Source organism: Streptomyces sp. NBC_01232 (assembly GCF_035989885.1).
Classification (GTDB): domain Bacteria; phylum Actinomycetota; class Actinomycetes; order Streptomycetales; family Streptomycetaceae; genus Streptomyces.
The window spans coordinates 5,495,528-5,515,092 of the sequence record NZ_CP108518.1 but is presented as its reverse complement, the minus strand read 5'-3'; the positions used below and the strand labels follow the sequence as shown (position 1 = coordinate 5,515,092).

At 71.3% G+C, this 19,565-nt stretch carries 20 protein-coding genes; 11 read left to right on the top strand and 9 right to left on the bottom strand.

Going from position 1 to position 19,565, the window contains the following annotated elements; all coding sequences use genetic code 11:
• Positions 1-115 precede the first annotated feature (115 nt).
• Positions 116-1,168, bottom strand: coding sequence for a family 2 encapsulin nanocompartment cargo protein polyprenyl transferase (locus OG444_RS25700; protein ID WP_327266929.1), 1,053 nt, complete (start codon positions 1,166-1,168; stop codon positions 116-118).
• Positions 1,165-2,571, bottom strand: a complete 1,407-nt coding sequence (locus OG444_RS25695) for a family 2B encapsulin nanocompartment shell protein (RefSeq protein ID WP_327264386.1) — start codon at positions 2,569-2,571, stop codon at positions 1,165-1,167. Before OG444_RS25695 ends, OG444_RS25700 begins: the two co-directional genes overlap by 4 nt.
• A gap of 235 nt (positions 2,572-2,806) precedes the next feature.
• On the opposite strand from OG444_RS25695, the gene OG444_RS25690 reads away from it, so the two are divergent.
• The 3 genes from OG444_RS25690 (at position 2,807) to OG444_RS25680 (ending at position 5,341) form a co-directional block, all read left to right on the top strand.
• Complete coding sequence (locus tag OG444_RS25690) at positions 2,807-3,262, top strand: RrF2 family transcriptional regulator (RefSeq protein ID WP_327264385.1); 456 nt, start codon at positions 2,807-2,809, stop codon at positions 3,260-3,262.
• Between the two features lie 163 nt (positions 3,263-3,425).
• Positions 3,426-4,622: a globin domain-containing protein gene (locus tag OG444_RS25685; protein WP_327264384.1), complete on the top strand. Its 1,197-nt coding sequence runs from the start codon at positions 3,426-3,428 to the stop codon at positions 4,620-4,622.
• Between the two features lie 128 nt (positions 4,623-4,750).
• The gene (locus OG444_RS25680; RefSeq protein ID WP_327264383.1) at positions 4,751-5,341 is read left to right on the top strand and encodes an N-acetylmuramoyl-L-alanine amidase; all 591 of its coding nucleotides are present in this window, start codon (positions 4,751-4,753) and stop codon (positions 5,339-5,341) included.
• Between the two features lie 53 nt (positions 5,342-5,394).
• On the opposite strand, the gene OG444_RS25675 is transcribed toward OG444_RS25680, so the two are convergent.
• Positions 5,395-5,592 carry a superinfection immunity protein gene (locus OG444_RS25675; protein WP_327264382.1) on the bottom strand — a complete coding sequence of 66 codons (198 nt, stop codon included), beginning with the start codon at positions 5,590-5,592 and terminating at the stop codon, positions 5,395-5,397.
• Positions 5,593-5,871: 279 nt separating this feature from the next.
• Between OG444_RS25675 and OG444_RS25670 the strand changes: the two genes are divergently transcribed.
• Entirely contained in the window at positions 5,872-6,789 is a 918-nt protein-coding gene (locus tag OG444_RS25670; protein ID WP_327264381.1) for a 1-aminocyclopropane-1-carboxylate deaminase/D-cysteine desulfhydrase, read from the top strand.
• Here the strand turns inward: OG444_RS25670 and OG444_RS25665 are convergent.
• Positions 6,771-8,351 carry a Na+/H+ antiporter gene (locus tag OG444_RS25665; RefSeq protein ID WP_327264380.1) on the bottom strand — a complete coding sequence of 527 codons (1,581 nt, stop codon included), beginning with the start codon at positions 8,349-8,351 and terminating at the stop codon, positions 6,771-6,773. The genes OG444_RS25670 and OG444_RS25665 overlap by 19 nt on opposite strands.
• A gap of 211 nt (positions 8,352-8,562) precedes the next feature.
• On the opposite strand from OG444_RS25665, the gene OG444_RS25660 reads away from it, so the two are divergent.
• The 3 genes from OG444_RS25660 to OG444_RS25650 all read left to right on the top strand — a co-directional run bounded on the left by OG444_RS25660 (position 8,563) and on the right by OG444_RS25650 (position 10,479).
• Complete coding sequence (locus OG444_RS25660; RefSeq protein ID WP_327264379.1) at positions 8,563-8,823, top strand: UBP-type zinc finger domain-containing protein; 261 nt, start codon at positions 8,563-8,565, stop codon at positions 8,821-8,823.
• A 205-nt stretch (positions 8,824-9,028) separates the two neighbouring features.
• The gene (locus OG444_RS25655; protein WP_030012703.1) at positions 9,029-9,442 is read left to right on the top strand and encodes an anti-sigma regulatory factor; all 414 of its coding nucleotides are present in this window, start codon (positions 9,029-9,031) and stop codon (positions 9,440-9,442) included.
• Positions 9,439-10,479, top strand: a complete 1,041-nt coding sequence (locus OG444_RS25650; protein ID WP_327264378.1) for an RNA polymerase sigma factor SigF — start codon at positions 9,439-9,441, stop codon at positions 10,477-10,479. The genes OG444_RS25655 and OG444_RS25650 overlap by 4 nt, the downstream gene beginning before the upstream one ends.
• A 33-nt stretch (positions 10,480-10,512) precedes the next feature.
• Here OG444_RS25650 and OG444_RS25645 read toward each other — a convergent pair whose 3' ends face one another.
• Positions 10,513-10,971 (bottom strand): hypothetical protein, encoded by a 459-nt coding sequence (locus OG444_RS25645; protein WP_383195876.1) that lies wholly within the window; start codon positions 10,969-10,971, stop codon positions 10,513-10,515.
• Positions 10,972-11,055: 84 nt separating this feature from the next.
• Between OG444_RS25645 and OG444_RS25640 the strand changes: the two genes are divergently transcribed.
• Both OG444_RS25640 and OG444_RS25635 read left to right on the top strand, forming a co-directional pair.
• The gene (locus OG444_RS25640) at positions 11,056-12,021 is read left to right on the top strand and encodes a diacylglycerol/lipid kinase family protein (RefSeq protein ID WP_327264377.1); all 966 of its coding nucleotides are present in this window, start codon (positions 11,056-11,058) and stop codon (positions 12,019-12,021) included.
• Positions 12,022-12,345: 324 nt separating this feature from the next.
• A complete protein-coding gene (locus OG444_RS25635) occupies positions 12,346-12,603 on the top strand; it encodes a WhiB family transcriptional regulator (RefSeq protein WP_003953983.1) in 258 nt (85 codons plus the stop codon).
• A gap of 169 nt (positions 12,604-12,772) precedes the next feature.
• On the opposite strand, the gene OG444_RS25630 is transcribed toward OG444_RS25635, so the two are convergent.
• Positions 12,773-14,242: a sensor histidine kinase gene (locus OG444_RS25630; RefSeq protein ID WP_327266927.1), complete on the bottom strand. Its 1,470-nt coding sequence runs from the start codon at positions 14,240-14,242 to the stop codon at positions 12,773-12,775.
• A 417-nt stretch (positions 14,243-14,659) separates the two neighbouring features.
• Complete coding sequence (locus tag OG444_RS25625) at positions 14,660-15,256, bottom strand: TetR/AcrR family transcriptional regulator (protein ID WP_327264376.1); 597 nt, start codon at positions 15,254-15,256, stop codon at positions 14,660-14,662.
• A gap of 84 nt (positions 15,257-15,340) precedes the next feature.
• On the opposite strand from OG444_RS25625, the gene OG444_RS25620 reads away from it, so the two are divergent.
• Together OG444_RS25620 and nagB are read left to right on the top strand one after the other, a co-directional pair.
• On the top strand, positions 15,341-16,102 hold the full coding sequence (locus tag OG444_RS25620) for an SDR family oxidoreductase (protein WP_327264375.1): 762 nt from the start codon (positions 15,341-15,343) through the stop codon (positions 16,100-16,102).
• Positions 16,103-16,220: 118 nt separating this feature from the next.
• Positions 16,221-17,006 (top strand): glucosamine-6-phosphate deaminase, encoded by a 786-nt coding sequence (gene nagB / locus OG444_RS25615; protein ID WP_327264374.1) that lies wholly within the window; start codon positions 16,221-16,223, stop codon positions 17,004-17,006.
• Positions 17,007-17,172: 166 nt separating this feature from the next.
• Here nagB and OG444_RS25610 read toward each other — a convergent pair whose 3' ends face one another.
• Positions 17,173-18,654, bottom strand: coding sequence for a glycoside hydrolase family 3 protein (locus OG444_RS25610; RefSeq protein ID WP_327264373.1), 1,482 nt, complete (start codon positions 18,652-18,654; stop codon positions 17,173-17,175).
• A gap of 7 nt (positions 18,655-18,661) precedes the next feature.
• The gene (locus OG444_RS25605) at positions 18,662-19,564 is read right to left on the bottom strand and encodes a carbohydrate ABC transporter permease (protein ID WP_383196560.1); all 903 of its coding nucleotides are present in this window, start codon (positions 19,562-19,564) and stop codon (positions 18,662-18,664) included.
• Between the last annotated feature and the right edge of the window lies 1 nt (position 19,565).

Here is a 19,565-nt window from a genome sequence, read left to right as displayed (position 1 = left end):
CAACAACCGTGAGCGATCCTAGAGTTGGAGCGGACATGCGGTAAGGCCCGTTCCGGCACCGTGCGGTACCGAAACGGGCCTCGAACCCCTTCTGCCTCCTTCGCCCCCCTCGGGCTCACCTCGTACGGCGCGTCACGAACTCCGCGAGTGCCAGCAGCCCCCCGGCCGCCCCGAGGTCCGGCACGGCCCGGGACAGCTGCTGCACCGCCCGCCCCATCCGGTCCGCGGCCTGGGCCTGCGCCCAGTCGCGTCCGCCGGCCCGGTCCACCGCCTCGGCCGCCCTGCGCACGTCGCCCCCGGTCATGGGTCCGGCGTAGAGCGCGGCCAGCTCCTCGCCCGCCGCGGTGCCCGAGGTGAGGGCGGCCACGACCGGCAGGGACTTCTTGCGGGCGATCAGGTCGGCCCCGGCGGGCTTGCCGGTGTGCCCCGGATCCCCCCAGATGCCGATCAGGTCGTCGATCAGCTGGAAGGCCAGCCCGGCCTCCCGGCCGAAGGCGTCCATGGCGTCGACCTCGTCCGGCCCGGCTCCCGCGTACAGGGCGCCCAGCGCGCACGAGCAGCCCAGCAGCGCCCCGGTCTTGGCCGTGGCCATGGCCATGCACTCGTCGAGCGAGACGTCCGGGCGCTGCTCGAAGGCGCAGTCGGCCTGCTGGCCCGCGCACAGCTCGATGACGCAGGCGGCGAGCCGGGCCGAGGCGGCCGCGGCGGCCGGATGCGGATCCTCCGCGAGCAGCCGCAGGGCGAGCGCCATCATCGCGTCGCCCGTGATGATCGCGTCCGGTGTCCCGAAGACGGTCCATGCCGTGGCCCGGCCGCGCCGCCGGACGTCCTTGTCGATGATGTCGTCGTGCAGCAGCGTGAAGTTGTGCGCCAGCTCCACGGCCGCCGCCGCCCGTACGGCCTCGTCGGGCGACCCGGCCCCGGGACCCCGCAGGGCCTGGGCCGCGGCCAGCACCAGGGCCGGCCGGATCGCCTTGCCCGCCCCGCCCGCGGCGGGGCTGCCGTCCTCGTGCTCCCAGCCGAAGTGGTACATCGCCACGCGCCGCATCGAACCGGGCAGGCTCTCGACCGTGCGGCGCAGCTGTGGGTCGACCGCTGCTTTCGTCCGTTCCAGGAGGGCCGCGGCCTCCTGGCCCTCACCGGTCGCGATGGCGTTCACCACAGTCAGCGCCAGCGTCCGATCTCGACGTTCTCCAGCACGCCGAGCGCGTCCGGAACGAGCACCGCGGCCGAGAAGTAGGCGGTGACCAGGTACGAGATGATCGCCTGCTCGCTGATGCCCATGAAGCGGACCGACAGGCTCGGCTCGATCTCGTCCGGGATGCCCGGCTGGTGGAGGCCGATCACGCCCTGCTCGTCCTCGCCCGTGCGCATGCACAGGATGGAGGTGGTGCGGGCGTCGCTGATCGGGATCTTGTTGCTCGGGAAGATCGGCACCCCGCGCCAGGACGGCACCCGGTTGCCGCCGACGTCCACCGACTCCGGGTAGATCCCGCGCTTGTTGCACTCGCGGCCGAAGGCGGCGATCGCCTTGGGGTGCGCCAGGAACAGCTTGGAGCCGCGCCGCATGCTGAGCAGCTGGTCCATGTCGTCGGGGCCGGGCGCGCCGTCGTGCGGCTGGATGCGCTGGTCGTAGTCGGCGTTGTGGAGCAGGCCGAAGTCGCGGTTGTTGAGCATCTCGTGCTCCTGGCGCTCGCGCAGCGCCTCGACCGTGAGCCGCAACTGCTGCTCGGTCTGGTTCATCGGGTGGTTGTAGAGGTCGGCGACGCGGCTGTGCACCCGCAGGACCGTTTGTGCAATGGAGAGCTCGTACTCGCGCGGCCGGGCCTCGTAGTCCACGAAGGTGCCGGGGAGCTGGGCCTCGCCCTGGTGGCCGGCGGAGAGCTCGATCGCCGCCTCGCCGTACTTGTTGGTCTCGCGGTCGGGCAGGGTCCGTACGCGTTCCACGTGCGCGCGCAGCGATTCGACCCGGTCGGCGAGGAGCTGGAAGTCCTGGCGGGACAGGGTGAGCACGGTGCCGGAGGTGGCGGCGCGGGCGGTGTACTCCCAAATCGATTCTTCATCGACGAGGGAGTCGTCGCCGAAGTACGCGCCGTCGGCGACGGTCCGCAGGACGGCGTCGTCCCCGTAGGGGCCGGGGCCGATCTGGTCGATGCGGCCGTGGGCGACCAGGAAGACGTGGCCGGCGGGGCTGCCGAAGGAGGTCAGCTCCTGGCCGGCCTCGAAGTCGGTCTGCCGGCACCGCTGGGCGAGTTCGCCGAGGACGTCGAGGTCCTCGTAGTCGCGCAGGAGCGGGAGCTCGCCGAGCTCTGCCGGGATCACCTGGACCTGGGTGCCGGTCTTGATGAACTCCACGACGCCGTTGCCGACCGAGTAGCTCAGCCTGCGGTTGACGCGGTAGGTGCCGCCCTGCACCGACACCCACGGCAGCATCTTCAGGAGCCACCGCGAGGTGATCTCCTGCATCTGCGGCGCGGACTTGGTCGTGGTTGCCAAGTTCCGTGCGGCCGTCGTCCCGAGACTGCGTTGCGGCGTCTGGGTCTCGGACTCGGAACCTGCCTGGACCGACATGTCTTTCCCTTTCGATCACTCCATGGATCTGCGGGAGCAGCCTTTCAGCACGGAACGTGGTGGGACCATTACACAAACGGGTGGGACTACTCCGTCCGGGCGTGGGCACTCTTTCGGGCCCCTCCCCTTCCCCATGAGCCCCCTCAGCCCCACGCACCCCATCAATTCCGGCCATGCCGGAACCTCCCAGCGCCTTAACTTGCATATGGGATACAACTTTCCCTACGGTGACCCCATGCGGCTCACCCGATTCACCGACCTGGCACTGCGCGTCCTGATGCGCCTGGCCATCGAGGAAACGGACCTCCCGACCACCCGTGACGTGGCGGCGACCATGGAGGTCCCGTACACGCACACCGCCAAAGTGGTCGCCAGGCTGCAGCACCTCGGCCTGGTGGAGGCACGCCGCGGCCGCGGAGGCGGGCTCGCCCTCACCGCCGCCGGGCGCGCAGCACCGGTCGGCGGCGTGGTGCGCGAGCTGGAGGGCGAGGGCGACGTGGTGGACTGCGAGGGCACCACCCCCTGCCCGCTGCGCGGCGCCTGCGTCCTGCGCGGCGCGCTGCGCAGGGCCCAGGAGGCCTTCTACGCCGCCCTGGACCCGCTGACGGTGAACGACCTGGTGGCGTCCCCGACCGGGCCGCTCCTGCTGGGCATTTCGAGCAGGGCGCCGACGGGGGCGGGCGACCCCTGACCGCAGGGCCGAATGGCCGATTACCGCCGCCCGGCCCGAACCGGTCCGGCGGCAGCCCGAACAGAAGTCCGCACCACTGCGGTCCTTCTTCGATCAAAAATACGCATCTTAGATGCAAATTCAATCTGTCACGCGCACACGCTCATCCCGCGAGGAGTTCCGCATGCTGTCCGAGAAGTCGAGCGCGACCGTACGAGCCACCCTGCCCGCCGTGGGGGCGGCGATCGGCGACATAGCCGAGCTCTTCTACACCAAGCTCTTCGCCGCCCACCCGGCCCTGCTCCGCGACCTCTTCAACCGGGGCAACCAGAACGCGGGCCTGCAGAAGCAGGCCCTCGCCGGCTCGATCGCCGCCTTCGCGACCCACCTCCTCGCCCACCCGGACACCCGCCCCGACGTGATGCTCGGCCGCATCGCCCACAAGCACGCCAGCCTCGGCGTCACCCGCGAGCAGTACGCGGTCGTCCACCGGCACCTCTTCGAGGCCATCGCCGAGGTCCTCGGCGAGGCCGTCACCCCGGAGGTCGCCGGGGCCTGGGACGAGGTCTACTGGCTGATGGCGAACGCCCTGATCGCCCTGGAGGAGCGCCTCTACGCCGAGCAGCGGGTCGTCGCCGGTGACGTGTGGCGCGAGTGGACCGTCACCGGCCGGGTGGAGGAGACGGCCGACTGCACCACCTTCCGGGTCACCCCCGCGGACGGCGCGCCCGCGCCCTCGCACCGGCCCGGCCAGTACGTCTCGGTCCAGGTCGAACTCCCGGACGGAGCCCGCCAGATCCGCCAGTACAGCCTCATCACCTCCCCCGGGTCCGCGGTCCGCGCGATCACCGTCAAGCGGGTGCACGGCCCGGCCGCCGCGGGCCCCGACGGTGAGGTCTCCCACCACCTGCACACCCGGGTCCGCGTCGGAGACACCCTGCGCGTCTCGGCCCCGTACGGCGACCTGGTCCTGGCGGACTCCGCCGCCCCGGTCCTGCTCGCCTCGGCCGGCATCGGCTGCACCCCGATGCTCTCGATGCTGGAGCACCTGGCCGACACGGGTCACACCGCCCCGGTGACCGTGCTGCACGCCGACCGCTCCCCCGCCGACCACCCGCTGCGCGGCGACCACCGGGCGCTGACGCACAAGCTGGCCGACGCCTCGGCCCGGTTCTGGTACGAGGAGGAGGCGGAGCCGGGCGACGGCGTGGGCCTCATGGACCTCACGGCCGTGCCCCTCGCCCCGGGCACCCGGGCCTACCTGTGCGGGCCGCTCCCCTTCATGCGGGCCGTGCGCGAGCAGCTGATCGCCAAGGGGCTGCCGGCGGCCGACATCCACTACGAGGTCTTCGGGCCTGACCTGTGGCTCGCATCGGCCTGACGACTGGCCGGATCGGCTCGCTCAAAGTACGAAAGCACTAGCCGCGGAAGGGTCGCCTCCACTAAACCGGAGGGTGACGAGACGGACACAGAGGGTGCCCGTCGCGCACCGCAACGAAGGAGGCGGCCATGGCCGCACCCATGTCCGCGGACCGTTTCATCAACGCCTTGCGGAACGAAGGTCTGACCGTCGTCGAAGTCGGCGCCTGGCGCACCCACAACCGCAACCACAAGGGCCCCTGGGGCCCCGTGCACGGGGTGATGATCCACCACACCGTCACCCGCGGCACGGCACGCACCGTCGAGCTCTGCCGGGCGGGCCACAGCGCCCTGCCCGGCCCGCTCTGCCACGGCGTGATCACCAAGGACGGCCGCGTCCACCTGGTCGGCTACGGCCGCGCCAACCACGCGGGCTCGGGAGACTCCGACGTCCTGGCGGCGGTGATCGCGGAAAAGCGGCTCCCCCCGGACAACGAGACGGACACCGACGGCAACCGCCACTTCTACGGCTTCGAGTGCGAGAACCTCGGCGACGGCGAGGACCCCTGGCCGGCGGTCCAGCTCGACGCCATCGCCCGCGCCTCGGCCGCCATCTGCCGCATCCACCGCTGGACGGCCCGCTCGGTGATCGGCCACCGCGAATGGCAGCCGGGCAAGCCCGACCCCAGGGGCTTCACGATGGACGCCATGCGCGACCGGATCGGCGAACGCCTGAAGTAGCCGCCCCGGGCCGTCGCCCCCGGCACCGTGCCGGGGGCGACGACGGAGCGCCGCTACCTGCTGCGCGCGGCCATGGCGAGCGCGATCACCCATCCCACGACGGACCAGCCGAAGAACAGGTTGACCACCAGCACGGAGCCCTTGTTGGGCACCCCTCGCCCGAACGCGACGGCGGTCGGAATGAAATAGGCCAGCACGATGACCAGCAGCCCCACCACGCCGAACGGAATCGCATCACTGCCGGAGCTCATGAATTCCCCCCAGGATCAACGGATTTGACGACCCATCATCACTGATGACCCACTGCACGTGAAGAACCCCTCGGGCACCGTTCCACGCCCGCCCGCACCCCGTCACAGCCGGTGCGCGCTCAGCCGAGGTCCGGCGCTCCCGTCGCCGTTGCAGCAGGATCCGCCCCTCCCCGTCGGTGACCACCGCCCACGCCACGACCATGCTGTTCGGGTTCCGGACCGACGCGGGGCCGGGCTCTGACGGGCGACGGCACGGGCGGGTGCGCCCACAATGGACGGGTGAATCGCCCCGCGAACGTTGACGTACTCCTGCAGCCCCGACCGCCGTCCCCGCTGCTGGAGGTCCGCGACGAGCGGTTCGACCGGCATGGCGTACGGCTCCTGCTCAAGCGGGACGACCTCGTGCATCCGGAGCTGCCCGGGAACAAGTGGCGCAAGCTCGCGCCCAATCTCCGCGCCGCCCTGGACGGCGGTCACGATCGGCTGGTCACCTTCGGTGGGGCGTACTCCAACCACCTGCTGGCCACCGCCGCCGCCGGGCGGCTGCTCGGGCTGGGGACGACCGGCATCGTGCGCGGGGACGAGCTGGCCGGGCGGCCCCTGAACGACTCCCTCGCCCGGTGCGCGGCCGACGGCATGCGGCTGCACTTCGTGTCCCGGTCGCAGTACCGCCGCAAGGCCGAGCCGCAGGAGCTGGCACGGCTGGTGGAGGCAGCGGGCGCGGGCGGCGCGTACGTGGTGCCCGAGGGCGGCAGCAACGCCCTCGCCCTGCTCGGCTGCGCCGAACTCGGCCGTGAGCTGCGCGGTGCCGCCGGCGTGGTGGCGGTGGCCTGCGGCACCGGCGGGACCCTGGCGGGCCTCGCGGCCGGGCTGGCCCCCGGGCAGCGGGCGCTCGGGGTTCCGGTCCTGGCGGGCGGTTTCCTGGCCGCGGAGATACGTTCCCTCCAGGCGGCCGCCTTCGGGGGCCCGGCCGGGGACTGGAGCCTGGCCGAGGGCTTCGACCACGGCGGCTACGCCCGGGTCCCGGCCCCGCTGGAGGCCTTCGCCGCCGATTTCGAGGACCGCCACGGGCTCCCGGTCGAGCGGATCTACGTGGCCAAGCTGCTCTGGGCCCTGACCGAACTCACCGCGTCGGGCGCCGTCGCCCGCGGCAGCGCGCTGGCCGCGGTCATCACGGGTCAGCCCTCCTCCCGGTAGGCCGCTGCCTCCTCCAGGTCCAGCCGGCGCAGCAGCGCCCGCAGCATCTCGTCGTCGATCCGCCGGTCGTCCCGCAGCGCCACGAAGACCTCCCGCTCGGCCGCGATCATCTCCCGCGCGAGCCGCCGGTAGATGTCGTCCGCCGACTCCCCCGTCTCCGGGTTGACCTCGCCGAGGCGCTCCCACACCGCGTTGCGCCGCCGTTCCAGCACCGTCCGCAGCCGGTCCGCCAGCGGCGGCGGCAGCGTGCTGTTCTCCGGTTCCTCCAGCAGCTCCGCGAGCCGCTCCTCGGCGGCCCGCGAGGCCTCGCTCTGGGCCTGCGCCTCCGCCAGGGTCTCCGCCTGCACGTCCTTCGGCGGCAGCTTCAGCGCCCGGATCAGCGGCGGCAGCGTCAGCCCCTGCACCACCAGCGTGCCGATGACGGTGGTGAAGGTCAGGAAGAGGATCAGGTTCCGGTGCGGCACCGACATCGGCACGGAGAAGGCGATGGCCAGCGAGACCACGCCCCGCATCCCGGCCCACCCCACGATCACCGGGGCCTTCCAGTCGGTCTCCGGCTCCCGGTCCCGGATCCGCGGCGACATCCAGCGGGGCACGAAGGTCGCCGGGAAGACCCACAGGAAGCGGGCCACCACGACCGCGAGGAACACGGCGGTCGCGTACCAGGCCGCGTGCAGGCCGTTGTACTCGCCCAGTCCCTTGAGGACCACCGGCAGCTGGAGCCCGATCAGCGCGAAGACCACCGACTCCAGCACGAAGGCGACCACCTTCCACACCGCCTCCTCCTGGAGCCGGGTGGCGAAGTCGACCTGCCAGTTCCGGTGCCCGAGGTACAGCGCGACCACGACCACGGCCAGCACCCCGGAGGCGTGCACCCGCTCCGCGGCCGCGTAGGCCACGAAGGGGATCAGCAGCGAGAGGGTGTTCTGGAGCAGCGGCTCCTTCAGGCGGGTGCGCAGGTGGTGGATCGGCACCATCAGCAGCAGGCCGACGCCGATCCCGCCGACCGAGGCCAGCAGGAACTCGGCGATGCCGCCCGCCCAGCCGGCGCTCACCCCGACGGCCGCGGCCAGCGCCACCTTGTAGGCGGTGATCGCGGTGGCGTCGTTGACCAGGGACTCGCCCTGCAGGATGGTCGTGATCCGGTTCGGCAGCCGGAGCTTGCGGGCGATCGCGGTGGCGGCGACCGCGTCCGGCGGGGCGATCACCGCTCCCAGCACCAGCGCCACCGGCACGGAGAGCCCCGGCACCAGCAGGTACGCCGCGTATCCGACGGCGAGCGTCGCGAAGAGCACGTAGCCCACCGAGAGCATCGCGATCGGCCGGACGTTCGCGCGCAGGTCCAGGTACGAGCTGTCCACGGCCGCCGTGTACAGCAGCGGCGGGAGCAGCAGCGGCAGCACGATGTGCGGGTCGAGGGTGTACTCGGGCACCCCCGGGACGTAGCCGGCCAGCAGTCCGGCGGCGACCAGCAGCAGCGGCGCGGGCACCGGGGTCCGGCGCGCCAGCCCCGCGACGGCCGCACTGCCGGCGATCAGCGCCACCAGCGGCAATACCTCCATCGAAGATCCACCTCAATCGTCGGCCGCTCGCCCCGAACGAGCACGTTGGACTGAGGAGATCCTCATGGCTCACACGGCGGGAACGTATTCTGTACGAGATCAAGCTCCGGTCAAAGCGTGACGCAACGACACTCCGCTGCATCGCCGCTCCGGCCCGTGCGCGTGGTTCGCCCCGAGACTGAGGGCCGGGGTCCGGTACAAGGAGAATGCGATGAGCGAGTGCACCCACGTTGCCGAACTGCCGCGTCCCGAACCGGTGCCCTCCCACCAGACCTGCTCCGAGTGCCTGGCGCTCGGCAGCCACCCCGTCCAGCTGCGGATGTGCCTGGGGTGCGGGCACGTGGCCTGCTGTGATTCCTCGCCCCACCGGCACGCCACCGCGCACCACCAGGAGACCGGGCATCCGATGATGCGGAGCTTCGAACCGGGCGAGACCTGGCGATGGTGTTTTGTCGACGGTTCGATCGTCTGAAGCGGGGTAGTTCAACCCTCCGCCGGTTCCCCTGATTTGGGCCCCGCAGACCCCTAGCCACTGTGCGTACCCATGGGCTTACCATCAGTCACTGGCTCGCAGGCGGGGTGCTCGAAGCGGGCACCAAGAGGGGTGCCGCGACACGATCGCCCGGATCGCGATAGCGTCACCGGCGAACAGAGCTCGTACCACCTTGGAGGTGAGGGTGTCCCAGATCGCAGGCGAGCCCGGGACTCAGGACTTCGTGGAAGTCCGGCTGCCCGCTGCGGGTGCCTACCTGTCGGTGCTGCGGACGGCCACGGCCGGTCTCGCGGCACGTTTGGACTTCACCCTCGACGAGATCGAGGACCTCCGCATCGCGGTGGACGAGGCCTGCGCGATCCTGCTCCAGCAGGCCGTGCCGGGCTCCGTCCTCAGTTGCGTGTTCCGGCTGATCGACGATTCGCTGGAGGTGACCGTCTCGGCGCCGACCACCGACGGGCGCGCACCGGAGCGTGACACGTTCGCGTGGACGGTCCTGTCGGCGCTGGCCGGCAAGGTCGAGGCCACGGTCGAGGAGAACCGGACGGTGAGCATCAGCCTCTACAAACAGCGCGGCGCGGGACCAGGCCCGGCGTGAGCGGCGGGGAGATCCCGGTGCGGGGCGGGGATCGGCCCCGGGTACGGCACGAGGTCGACGGCGGCATCCCGGAGCAGCAGCACGCCCGGCCGCACCCGGCTGACGCGGATGCGGAAGACGGCTTTTTGGACTCGGCGGAGCGACGGGCGGGCCCTATGAGCGAGAACCAGCAGGAACAACCACAACCATCCCAGCCGACCGAGGCCGCTGCCGCGGCCCCGGAACTGGCACCGGTGGTACCGGCGGCGCCGGTGCTCCCGGTGAGCCATGCGCTGCCGGATCCGCGCGACCGCAGTGGCGCGCGGGCCCTGTTCATCGAGCTGCGGGCACTGCCCGACGGGTCGGTGGAGAAGGCCGAGCTGCGCAACCGGCTGGTACGGATGCACCTGCCGCTGGTGGAACACCTGGCGCGGCGCTTCCGCAACCGCGGTGAGCCGCTCGACGACCTGACCCAGGTCGCGACGATCGGCCTCATCAAGTCGGTGGACCGGTTCGACCCGGACCGCGGGGTCGAGTTCTCCACGTACGCCACGCCCACGGTGGTCGGCGAGATCAAGCGCCACTTCCGTGACAAGGGCTGGGCCGTGCGGGTGCCGCGTCGTCTGCAGGAGCTGCGGCTCTCGCTGACGACGGCCACGGCCGAACTGTCCCAGCAGCACGGCCGTTCCCCGACGGTGCACGAACTGGCCGAACGGCTGGGGATCTCCGAGGAGGAGGTGCTGGAGGGGCTGGAATCGGCCAATGCCTACAGCACGCTCTCCCTCGACGTCCCGGACACCGACGACGAGTCGCCGGCGGTCGCGGACACCCTGGGTGCGGAGGACGAGGCCCTGGAGGGCGTCGAGTACCGCGAGTCCCTCAAGCCTCTGCTGGAGGGCCTGCCCCCGCGGGAGAAGCGGATCCTGCTGCTTCGCTTCTTCGGCAACATGACCCAGTCGCAGATCGCGCAGGAGGTCGGCATCTCCCAGATGCACGTCTCGCGGCTGCTGGCCCGCACCCTGGCCCAGCTCCGCGAGAAGCTCCTCGTCGAGGAGTAGGCGCCGGCGAGGGCGGCACGACCGGACGACCGGTTATCGGGCCTGTTCCCCGGGCCCGATACCGAGAGCCTCGGTCGCCGTCGGATTCACCAGGAGCGCCACGACGGCCACGGCGGCCACGGCCAGCGCCACGGCAGCGGCGATCATCGCACCGCCGGTGCTGTAGAGGGTCCAGGCCACCGGCAGCGCCATCAGCTGGGTGATCAGCGCCGGGCCGCGGCTCCAGCGGCGGCCCAGTCGCAGCCCGCGGGCCGCGACCAGCGGCAGCGCGGCGAGCGCGAGCAGGGTGATCCCGCCCGTCTCGGCCTGCTGCGGGGAGTCGGGGTCGCCGGCGATCCCCACGAAGAGCATGTAGACCCCGAGGCCGGCCAGCGCCAGGCCCTCCAGGGCGGTGAGCGCGGCGGCCGCGGTCAGCCGACCGGGCAGCGCGGCGGTCGGGAGGTCGGCGGCGGGAGCGGGGGCGGGGGCGTTCGCGGGCTGCTTCTTACTCACTCCAGCAGGGTAGCGGCGCGCCCCGGGCCCCGGAGGGGACGGGCAGTAGGGTCGACATTTGAAGGGGTGGGTAGTCTGGCGCTCATGCGTGCACTTCTCGTGGCCAACCCAGCAGCGACGACCACCAGTGCGCGCACGCGTGACGTCCTGATCCATGCCCTGGCCAGCGAAATGAAGCTGGAGGCGATCACCACCGAGTACCGCGGCCACGCGCGGGATCTCGGGCGCAAGGCGGCCCACGAGGGGCTCGACCTCGTCGTCGCACTGGGCGGCGACGGCACGGTCAACGAAGTGGTCAACGGACTTCTGCACAACGGGCCCGATCCGGACCGGCTGCCCCGGCTGGCCGTGGTCCCCGGCGGCTCCACCAATGTGTTCGCCCGCGCCCTGGGACTGCCCAATGACGCGGTCGAGGCGACCGGCGCCCTCCTCGACGCGCTGCGCGAGCAGCGCGAGCGGACGGTGGGTCTGGGCCTGGCGGCCGGCACCCCGGGCACGGAGGACGAGTCGGTCCCGGCCCGGTGGTTCACGTTCTGTGCGGGCTTCGGCTTCGACGCCGGGGTGGTGGGCCGGGTGGAGCAGCAGCGGGAGCGCGGCAAGCGTTCGACGCACGCCCTGTATGTGCGACAGCTGATGCGCCAGTTCTGGGAGGAGCCGAACCGGCGGCACGGCACGGTCACGCTGGAGCGCCCGGGAGCTGACCCGGTGACCGATCTGGTCCTGTCGATAGTGTGCAATACCTCACCGTGGACGTATCTGGGGAATCGTCCCCTTTACGCCTCCCCCGAAGCCTCGTTCGATACTGCGCTTGACGTATTGGCACTGAACCGTTTGTCAACTCCGGCGGTCGCGCGGTACGCGACACAGCTCCTGACCTCCACTCCTGAGCGGGGTCCACACGGCAAGCACGCGGTGTCTCTGCACGATCTGACCGACTTCACCTTGCATTCGAAGGTTCCACTTCCGTTCCAGATGGACGGCGATCACCTCGGACTGCGCACCAGCGTTCGGTTCACAGGCGTACGCCGTGCACTGCGTGTGATTGTGTGAGTAGAAGAGCCCGAAGGCCTTTCACTCGAACGTTTACACGCCGGTCCACCCTCACGATGTAGGGCTGTGACCTAGTAGACACCGACGAATCAAAAAAAACTTTCCGGAAGGGGTTGTATCCCCGTCCGAGGTTTGCGAATCTCTTCATGGCGATCGGGACAGCCCGCAACACCCGGCACCCACACAGACCGCCAGAACCCCTCCACGAATCTCTGATGGATCACCCGCGTGAAACCGGGCGGTCACCCTTCCCTCACGGGGGGATTCGTGAAAGCGTTCACATTCACAAGCAACCTGTTCGCAATACAAGGAGATGGAGCAGCCATGGACTGGCGTCACAACGCCGTTTGTCGTGAGGAAGACCCGGAACTCTTCTTCCCCATCGGCAACACCGGTCCTGCGCTGCTGCAGATCGAGGAAGCCAAGGCCGTCTGCCGCCGTTGCCCCGTCATGGAGCAGTGCCTGCAGTGGGCGCTCGAGTCCGGTCAGGACTCCGGCGTCTGGGGCGGTCTCAGCGAGGACGAGCGCCGCGCCATGAAGCGCCGCGCCGCTCGCAACCGGGCGCGCAACGCCAGCGCCTGACAACGACTTTCGAGCCTCGACGCGCAGCGCGTAGTAACCGGATAAGCGCTCAGCAACGTGCTCTTGAGCCCCGGACCGAAGCATTCGGTCCGGGGCTCAGTGCTGTTCGGGGTCCGGCGCCGACCGGTCCGATGAGGACCGACGGTCACACAGAGTCATGCTGCGGGTGCTACTTCTGCGGGCTGGACGGGATGTCGAGGACGACCTTGGTGCCCCGCGGCTCGGCCCGGAGCATGTCGAACGTGCCGCCGAGCTCCCCCTCCACGAGGGTCCGTACGATCTGCAGCCCGAGGTTGCCGGCCCGCTGAGGGTCGAATCCCTCGGGCAGTCCGCTGCCGTCGTCGAGCACGGTGATCAGCAGCCGGCCATCGGTGCGGCCGGTTCCGCTGCGGATCGCGGCCACCTCCACGGTGCCCCGCTCCCCCTGCGTGAAGGCGTGCTCCAGGGCGTTCTGCAGGATCTCGGTCAGCACCATCGACAGCGGAGTGGCGACCTCCGCGTCCAGGATCCCGAACCTTCCGGTGCGCCGGCAGTCGACCTTGCCCGGCGAGATCTCCGAGACCATCGCGATGACCCGGTCGGCGATCTCGTCGAACTCGACCCGCTCGTCGAGGTTCTGAGACAGCGTCTCGTGCACGATCGCGATCGATCCGACACGGCGCACCGCCTCGTTGAGCGCCTCGCGGCCCTGCGGCGAATCCATCCTGCGGGACTGCAGCCGCAACAGTGCGGCAACGGTCTGGAGGTTGTTCTTGACCCGGTGGTGGATCTCCCGGATGGTCGCGTCCTTGGTGATCAATTCACGTTCGCGACGACGCAGTTCCGTGACGTCGCGGCACAGCACCAGGGAGCCGATCCGGGTGCCCTTCGGCTTGAGCGGGATGGCGCGCAGCTGGATGACCCCGCTGTTGCCCTCGACCTCGGTCTCCCGGGGGGCCCAGCCGCTGGCCAGCTTGACCAGGGCCTCGTCCACCGGTCCGCGGGACGGGGCGAGTTCGGCCGTGGTCTTGCCAAGGTGCTGGCCGACGAGATCGGAGGCGAGGCCGAGCCGGTGGTAGGCCGAGAGCGCGTTCGGGGAGGCGTACGTGACCACGCCGTCGGCGTCGAGCCGGATCAGGCCGTCCCCGACGCGCGGGGAGGCGTCCATGTCGACCTGCTGGCCGGGGAAGGGGAAGGAGCCGGCCGCGATCATCTGGGCCAGGTCGGAGGCGGACTGGAGGTAGGTCAGCTCCAGCCGGCTCGGTGTACGCACAGTGAGCAGATTGGTGTTGCGCGCGATCACGCCCAGTACCCGGCCCTCGCGGCGGACCGGGATCGACTCGACGCGGACCGGCACCTCTTCCCGCCACTCAGGGTCACCCTCGCGCACGATCCGGCCCTCGTCGAGCGCGGCGTCCAGCAGGGGCCGGCGGCCGCGCGGCACCAGGTGGCCGACCATGTCGTCCTGGTACGAGGTGGGACCGGTGTTCGGACGCATCTGGGCGACCGAGACGTACCGCGTGCCGTCGAGGGTGGGCACCCACAGCACGAGGTCGGCGAAGGACAGGTCGGAGAGCAGCTGCCACTCCGAGACCAGCAGGTGGAGCCACTCCAGGTCGGTTTCACCGAGAGCGGTGTGCTGGCGTACGAGGTCGTTCATGGAGGGCACGTTGCGAGCGTACCCCGGGTACGCGCCATGACTTTGCCCACGACGGTACTCAGGAGTATCCAAGCGGGGCGCGAGCCGCGTACTGTTGGAGGAAGTGACGGGTTTCCAGGCCCTGTCATTGGATGGACAGAACAGAATGGTCTAGTCCACAATTGATGGAAGAACCTCCGCCCTCCCCGCACAGGAGGACGGATCGAGGTAAGCCGCGCGCTCTGCCCTGACCGCGCAGGCACCTCCCACCGGCCGTCGGGAACCGCACACCTGTCGGCCGTTAGTACTCCGGGCTACGGTGCCGGGCGGGTCGAGGGTCCCGTCCTGCACCGTGGCCCAGAGGAACTCTCCGTGGCGCGCCCCGCGGCACTTCCCGTGAACATCCCGGGACGAAAGCCCGGCGGACTCCCCCGCCGGCTACTCCGCCGGCCAGGCCAGCAGGGCCCGCTCCGCCACCGCTTCCAGCTCTTCCCGGCTCGCCCCGTCGCGCGACTGCTGGGACATCCCCTGGATCACCGCTCCGGCGTACCGGGCCAGCGCCCGCGCGTCCGTGTCCGCGGGGAGCGCGCCGGCGGCCATGTCGGCCCGGATCCGGCTCTCGAACATCTCCAGGTTGGCGTTGCGCCGCTCGCGCAACGCCTGCGCCACCTCGTCCGAGGTCGTGTTGATCGCGGCGCTGATCACCATGCAGCCCCGCGGGTGGGCCGGGTCGGTGTAGACCTCGGCGGCCTCGCGCAGGATGCGGTGGACGGCCGCCCGGGCGGTGGGTTCCTCGGCCAGCGCCACGCTCGCGAAGTCCCCGTACCGGCCCCCGTACACCGCCACCACCTCGCCGAAGAGCGTGCGCTTGTCACCGAAGGCCGCGTAGAGGCTGGGCGCACTGATGCCGAGCGAGGCGGTCAGGTCGGCGATGGAGGTCGCTTCGTAGCCGCGCTCCCAGAAGGCGAGCATCGCCTTGTCGAGGGCGGCGTCGCGGTCGAAGGAACGGGGCCTGCCGCGCTGTCCGGTCACCATGCCCGCATTCTATAGCGGGCGCTAGGGAATCTGGTACGGTCATTTCTGTAGCGACCACTAGTGATGAGCGAAGGGGGGCGCGCCATGGGCGTGCTCAAGGGGAAGACGGCACTGGTCACCGGCGGCAGCCGGGGCATCGGACGGGCGGTGGCCGAGCGGCTGGCTCGGGACGGGGCGCTGGTCGCGGTGCACTACGGGCGTGACGCGGTGGCGGCGAAGGAGACGGTCGACGCGATCGGGGCGGCCGGCGGACGGGCCTTCGCCATCGGGGCCGAACTCGGCGTCCCCGGCGACGCACAGGCCCTCTGGGCGGCGTACGGGGCCCATCCCGCGCACACCGAGGGCGTGGACATCCTGGTGAACAACGCCGGGGCGGCGATCTTCGCCGGGATCAGGGAGACCGACGAGGAGACGTACGACCGGGCGCACGCGCTCAACGCCAAGGCGCCGTTCTTCGTGATCAAGTACGGGCTGGAGCGGCTGCGGGACGGTGGCCGGATCGTGAACGTGACCGGCACCCCGGACATCGCCCTGCCGGCCATCCTGGCCACCGTCACGGCGAAGGGCGCGGCGAACGCGCTGACCCGGTCGCTGGCCGCCGAACTGGCCCCGCGCGGGATCACCGTGAACTCGGTCGGCCCCGGCATCACCGCGACCGACCTCAACGCGGGCCTCCTCGCGGACGAGGCGACGCGGGCCCACCTGGCCGCCCGCTCCGTCTTCCACCGGGTGGGCACGGCGCAGGAGGTCGCCGACGTGGTGGCCTTCCTGGCCTCGCCCGACTCCCGCTGGGTGACGGGCCAGCACCTGGACGCGACGGGCGGCCTGCAGCTCGCGCTGCTCTGAGCGGGCCGGGCGCCCGGATCCGGACCACCATGGATAACGGCGGGACCCCCGCCGAACCCGTCGGCCTCTGCTAGATTGGTCTATACCACATCACCCACTCCAGATCGGCAGGCCCCGCGTGGAAGTTGTCATCGTCCCGGACGCCAAGGCAGGCGGCGAGCTCATCGCGGAGGCCATGGCCGCCCTGGTGCGGCGCAAGCCCGACGCCCTGCTCGGCGTGGCGACCGGCTCTACCCCGCTGCCCGTCTACGAGGCCCTCGCCGCCAAGGTCGGGGCCGGGCTGGTCGACGCCTCCCGCGCCCGGATCTGCCAGCTCGACGAGTACGTCGGCCTGCCGGCCGGGCACCCCGAGTCCTACCGCGCGGTGGTGCTCCGCGAGGTCGTCGAACCCCTCGGCCTGTCCGAGGCGTCCTTCATGGGCCCCGACGGTTCGGCCGAGGACATCGTCGGCGCGTGCGAGTCCTACGACCGAGCGCTGGCCGAGGCCGGCGGCGTCGACCTCCAGCTGCTGGGCATCGGCACGGACGGGCACATCGGCTTCAACGAGCCCTGCTCCTCCCTCGCCTCGCGCACCCGCATCAAGACGCTGACGGAGCAGACCCGCGTGGACAACGCGCGCTTCTTCGACAACGACCTGGACCAAGTGCCGCACCACGTCATCACCCAGGGCATCGGCACCATCCTCGACGCCCGCCACCTGGTCCTCCTGGCCACCGGCGAGGGCAAGGCCGAGGCCGTCGCGCAGACCGTCGAAGGCCCGCTGTCCGCGCTGGTCCCGGCCTCCGCGCTGCAGCTGCACCGGCACGCCACCGTGGTCGTGGACGAGGCCGCCGCCTCGAAGCTGAAGCTGGCCGACTACTTCCGCCACACTTATGCCAACAAGCCCTCCTGGCAGGGGCTGTAGACCCCACGCACACGCCACGGCGAAGGGCCGGACATCCCCTGACGGGGAGTCCGGCCCTTCGCCGTGCGCCGGTCCACCGGTCCACCGGCCCCGGACGCCCGACAGCCCCTGCCCCGGACGGTGTCCGGCACAGGGGCTGCCGCCCTGGTCAGGGGCTCTTGGCGGGTCAGGCGCCCGCGATCACCTCGGCGGCTGCGCGGCCGCAGACGCGCGAGGCGCCGTGCGTGGCGATGTGCAGGGCCCCGCGCGGCTCGGCGCGCGGCAGGCCCATCTCGACCACGACCGTGTCCGGCCGGGCCGCGACCAGCGCGTCGACGGCCTCGGTCATCCAGGGGTGCCGGTGTGCGTCACGCACCACCGCGACGACGGTGCGCTCCCCCGCGGCCGCCAGGATGTCCCCGGCCGATGCGCCCTCGGGGTAGACGCCCGACCCGGTTCCCGGAAGCAGTTCGGCGAGTTCGGCCGCCACGCCCCACGGGGTCTCGTCCCCCACCGCGATGTTCGCGACGGGCGCGAGCGTGGCGACGTACGGGTCGGAGAGCGGCTTGGCCGAGCCCGTGACGAGCAGGGCGCGGCGGGCGGCGGTCAGCCCGATGCCGGACGCGCGGCTCCCCTCCGGCTGCGCGTCCGGCCGGGCCTCGCGGGTCCATACGGCGAGCGCGCGGACGCGTGCGGCGGCGTCGGCGAGGCGCTCCTCGGGGAGCGCTCCCTCGCGGACGGCCGCGACCAGCGCGTCGCGCAGCCGCAGGACAGTGGCTTCGTCGGCGAGTCCGCCGCCGACGCAGATGGCGTCGGCACCGGCCGCGATGGCCAGGACCGAGCCGCGCTCGATCCCGTACGTCCCGGCGATGGCGTGCATCTCCATGCCGTCGGTGACGATGAGGCCCTCGTAGCCCAGTTCCCGCCGCAGCAGGCCGGTCAGGATCTGCGGGCTGAGGGTGGCGGGGCGGGTCGGGTCGAGGGCGGGCACCAGGATGTGCGCGCTCATCACGGCCTTGGTGCCGGCCTCGATGGCCGCCTTGAAGGGGACGAGTTCGCGGACCTGGAGGGTGTCCAGGTCCACGTCGATGCGCGGCAGGGCGTGGTGCGAGTCGACGTTGGTGTCGCCGTGGCCCGGGAAGTGCTTGGTGCACGCGGCCACGCCGGCGGCCTGGAGGCCCTCGACGTAGGCGGCGGTGTGCCGGGCGGCGAGGTGGGTGTCGGCTCCGAAGGACCGTACGCCGATGACGGGATTGTCCGGGTTGGAGTTGACGTCCGCGGACGGGGCCCAGTTGAGGTTGACCCCGCACTCGGCGAGGCGGCGGCCCAGCTCGCGGGCGACGTCCCTGGTGAGGCCGGTGTCGTCGACGGCGCCGAGGGCCAGGTTGCCGGGGAAGGACGAGCCGCCCCGGACCTCCAGGCGGGTGACGTCGCCGCCCTCCTCGTCGATGGCGACCAGCACGTCGTCGCGCTCGGTACGCAGCTGCGCGGTCAGCGCGGCGAGCTGTCCGGGCGAGGCGATGTTGCGGCCGAACAGGCCGACGGCGGTGAGGCCTTCGCCGATCCGGCGGAGCAGCCAGTCGGGGGCGGTGGTGCCCTCGAAGCCGGGCTGGAGGACGGCGAGGGCGTCGCGGGTGACCGTGTCGGTGCGGTGCGCAAGAACAGTCATGGGGCCGTTATCCCTTCACGGCGCCGGCGGTGAGGCCCGCGGCCATCTTGCGCTGGACGATGAGGAAGAGGACCACGATCGGGACGGCCATCATGGTGGAGCCGGCCATCATCGGGGCGAACTCGGTGCCGTGCTTGGTGGTGAAGTTGCCGAGCCAGACGGTGGCGGTCTGGTTCTGCTGGCTCATCAGCATCAGCGCGTACAGGTACTCGTTCCACGCCTGGATGAAGGCGTAGACGGAGGTGGCGACCATGCCCGGGGCCAGCAGCGGGAAGACGACCCGCAGGAAGGCGCCGGTCGGCGTGCAGCCGTCGACCATGGCCGCCTCTTCCAGCTCCTTGGGGATGTTGACGATGAAGCCGCGCAGCGTCCACACGGTGAAGGGCAGGACGAAGGTCAGGTACGTGATGATCAGGCCGGTGAGCTTGTCGTACTGACCGAGGTCGTTCAGGAGCAGGAAGACCGGGATGATCATCGCGACGAGCGGGACCATCTGGACGGCGAGGATCCCGACGATGACGACCTTGCGGCCGCGGAAGGCGAAGCGGGAGATGGCCAGGGCGGCCAGCATGCCGACGGCGATGCCGATGACGACCACGACGAGCGAGACGATCAGGCTGCGGCCGACCGGGCCCCAGAAGTCGGCGACGTCCAGCGCGCGGGAGAAGTTGTCCAGCGTGAAGGTGTGCGGGAAGAACTGCGGATCGGGGTTGATCGCTTCCTTGGACGGCTTGAAGGCCGTGTTGAGCATCCAGTAGACCGGGAAGCCCGCGGTGGCGAAGACCAGCAGGCCGAGGAGGTTCCAGCCGAGCTTGGACTTTCCGCGCTGCCCCCGCCGTCTGCGCTGCTCGGGCTGCTTCGGGCCTTCGGCGCGCGGGGTCGCGGTGGACGTGGTGGACGTGGTGGTCACG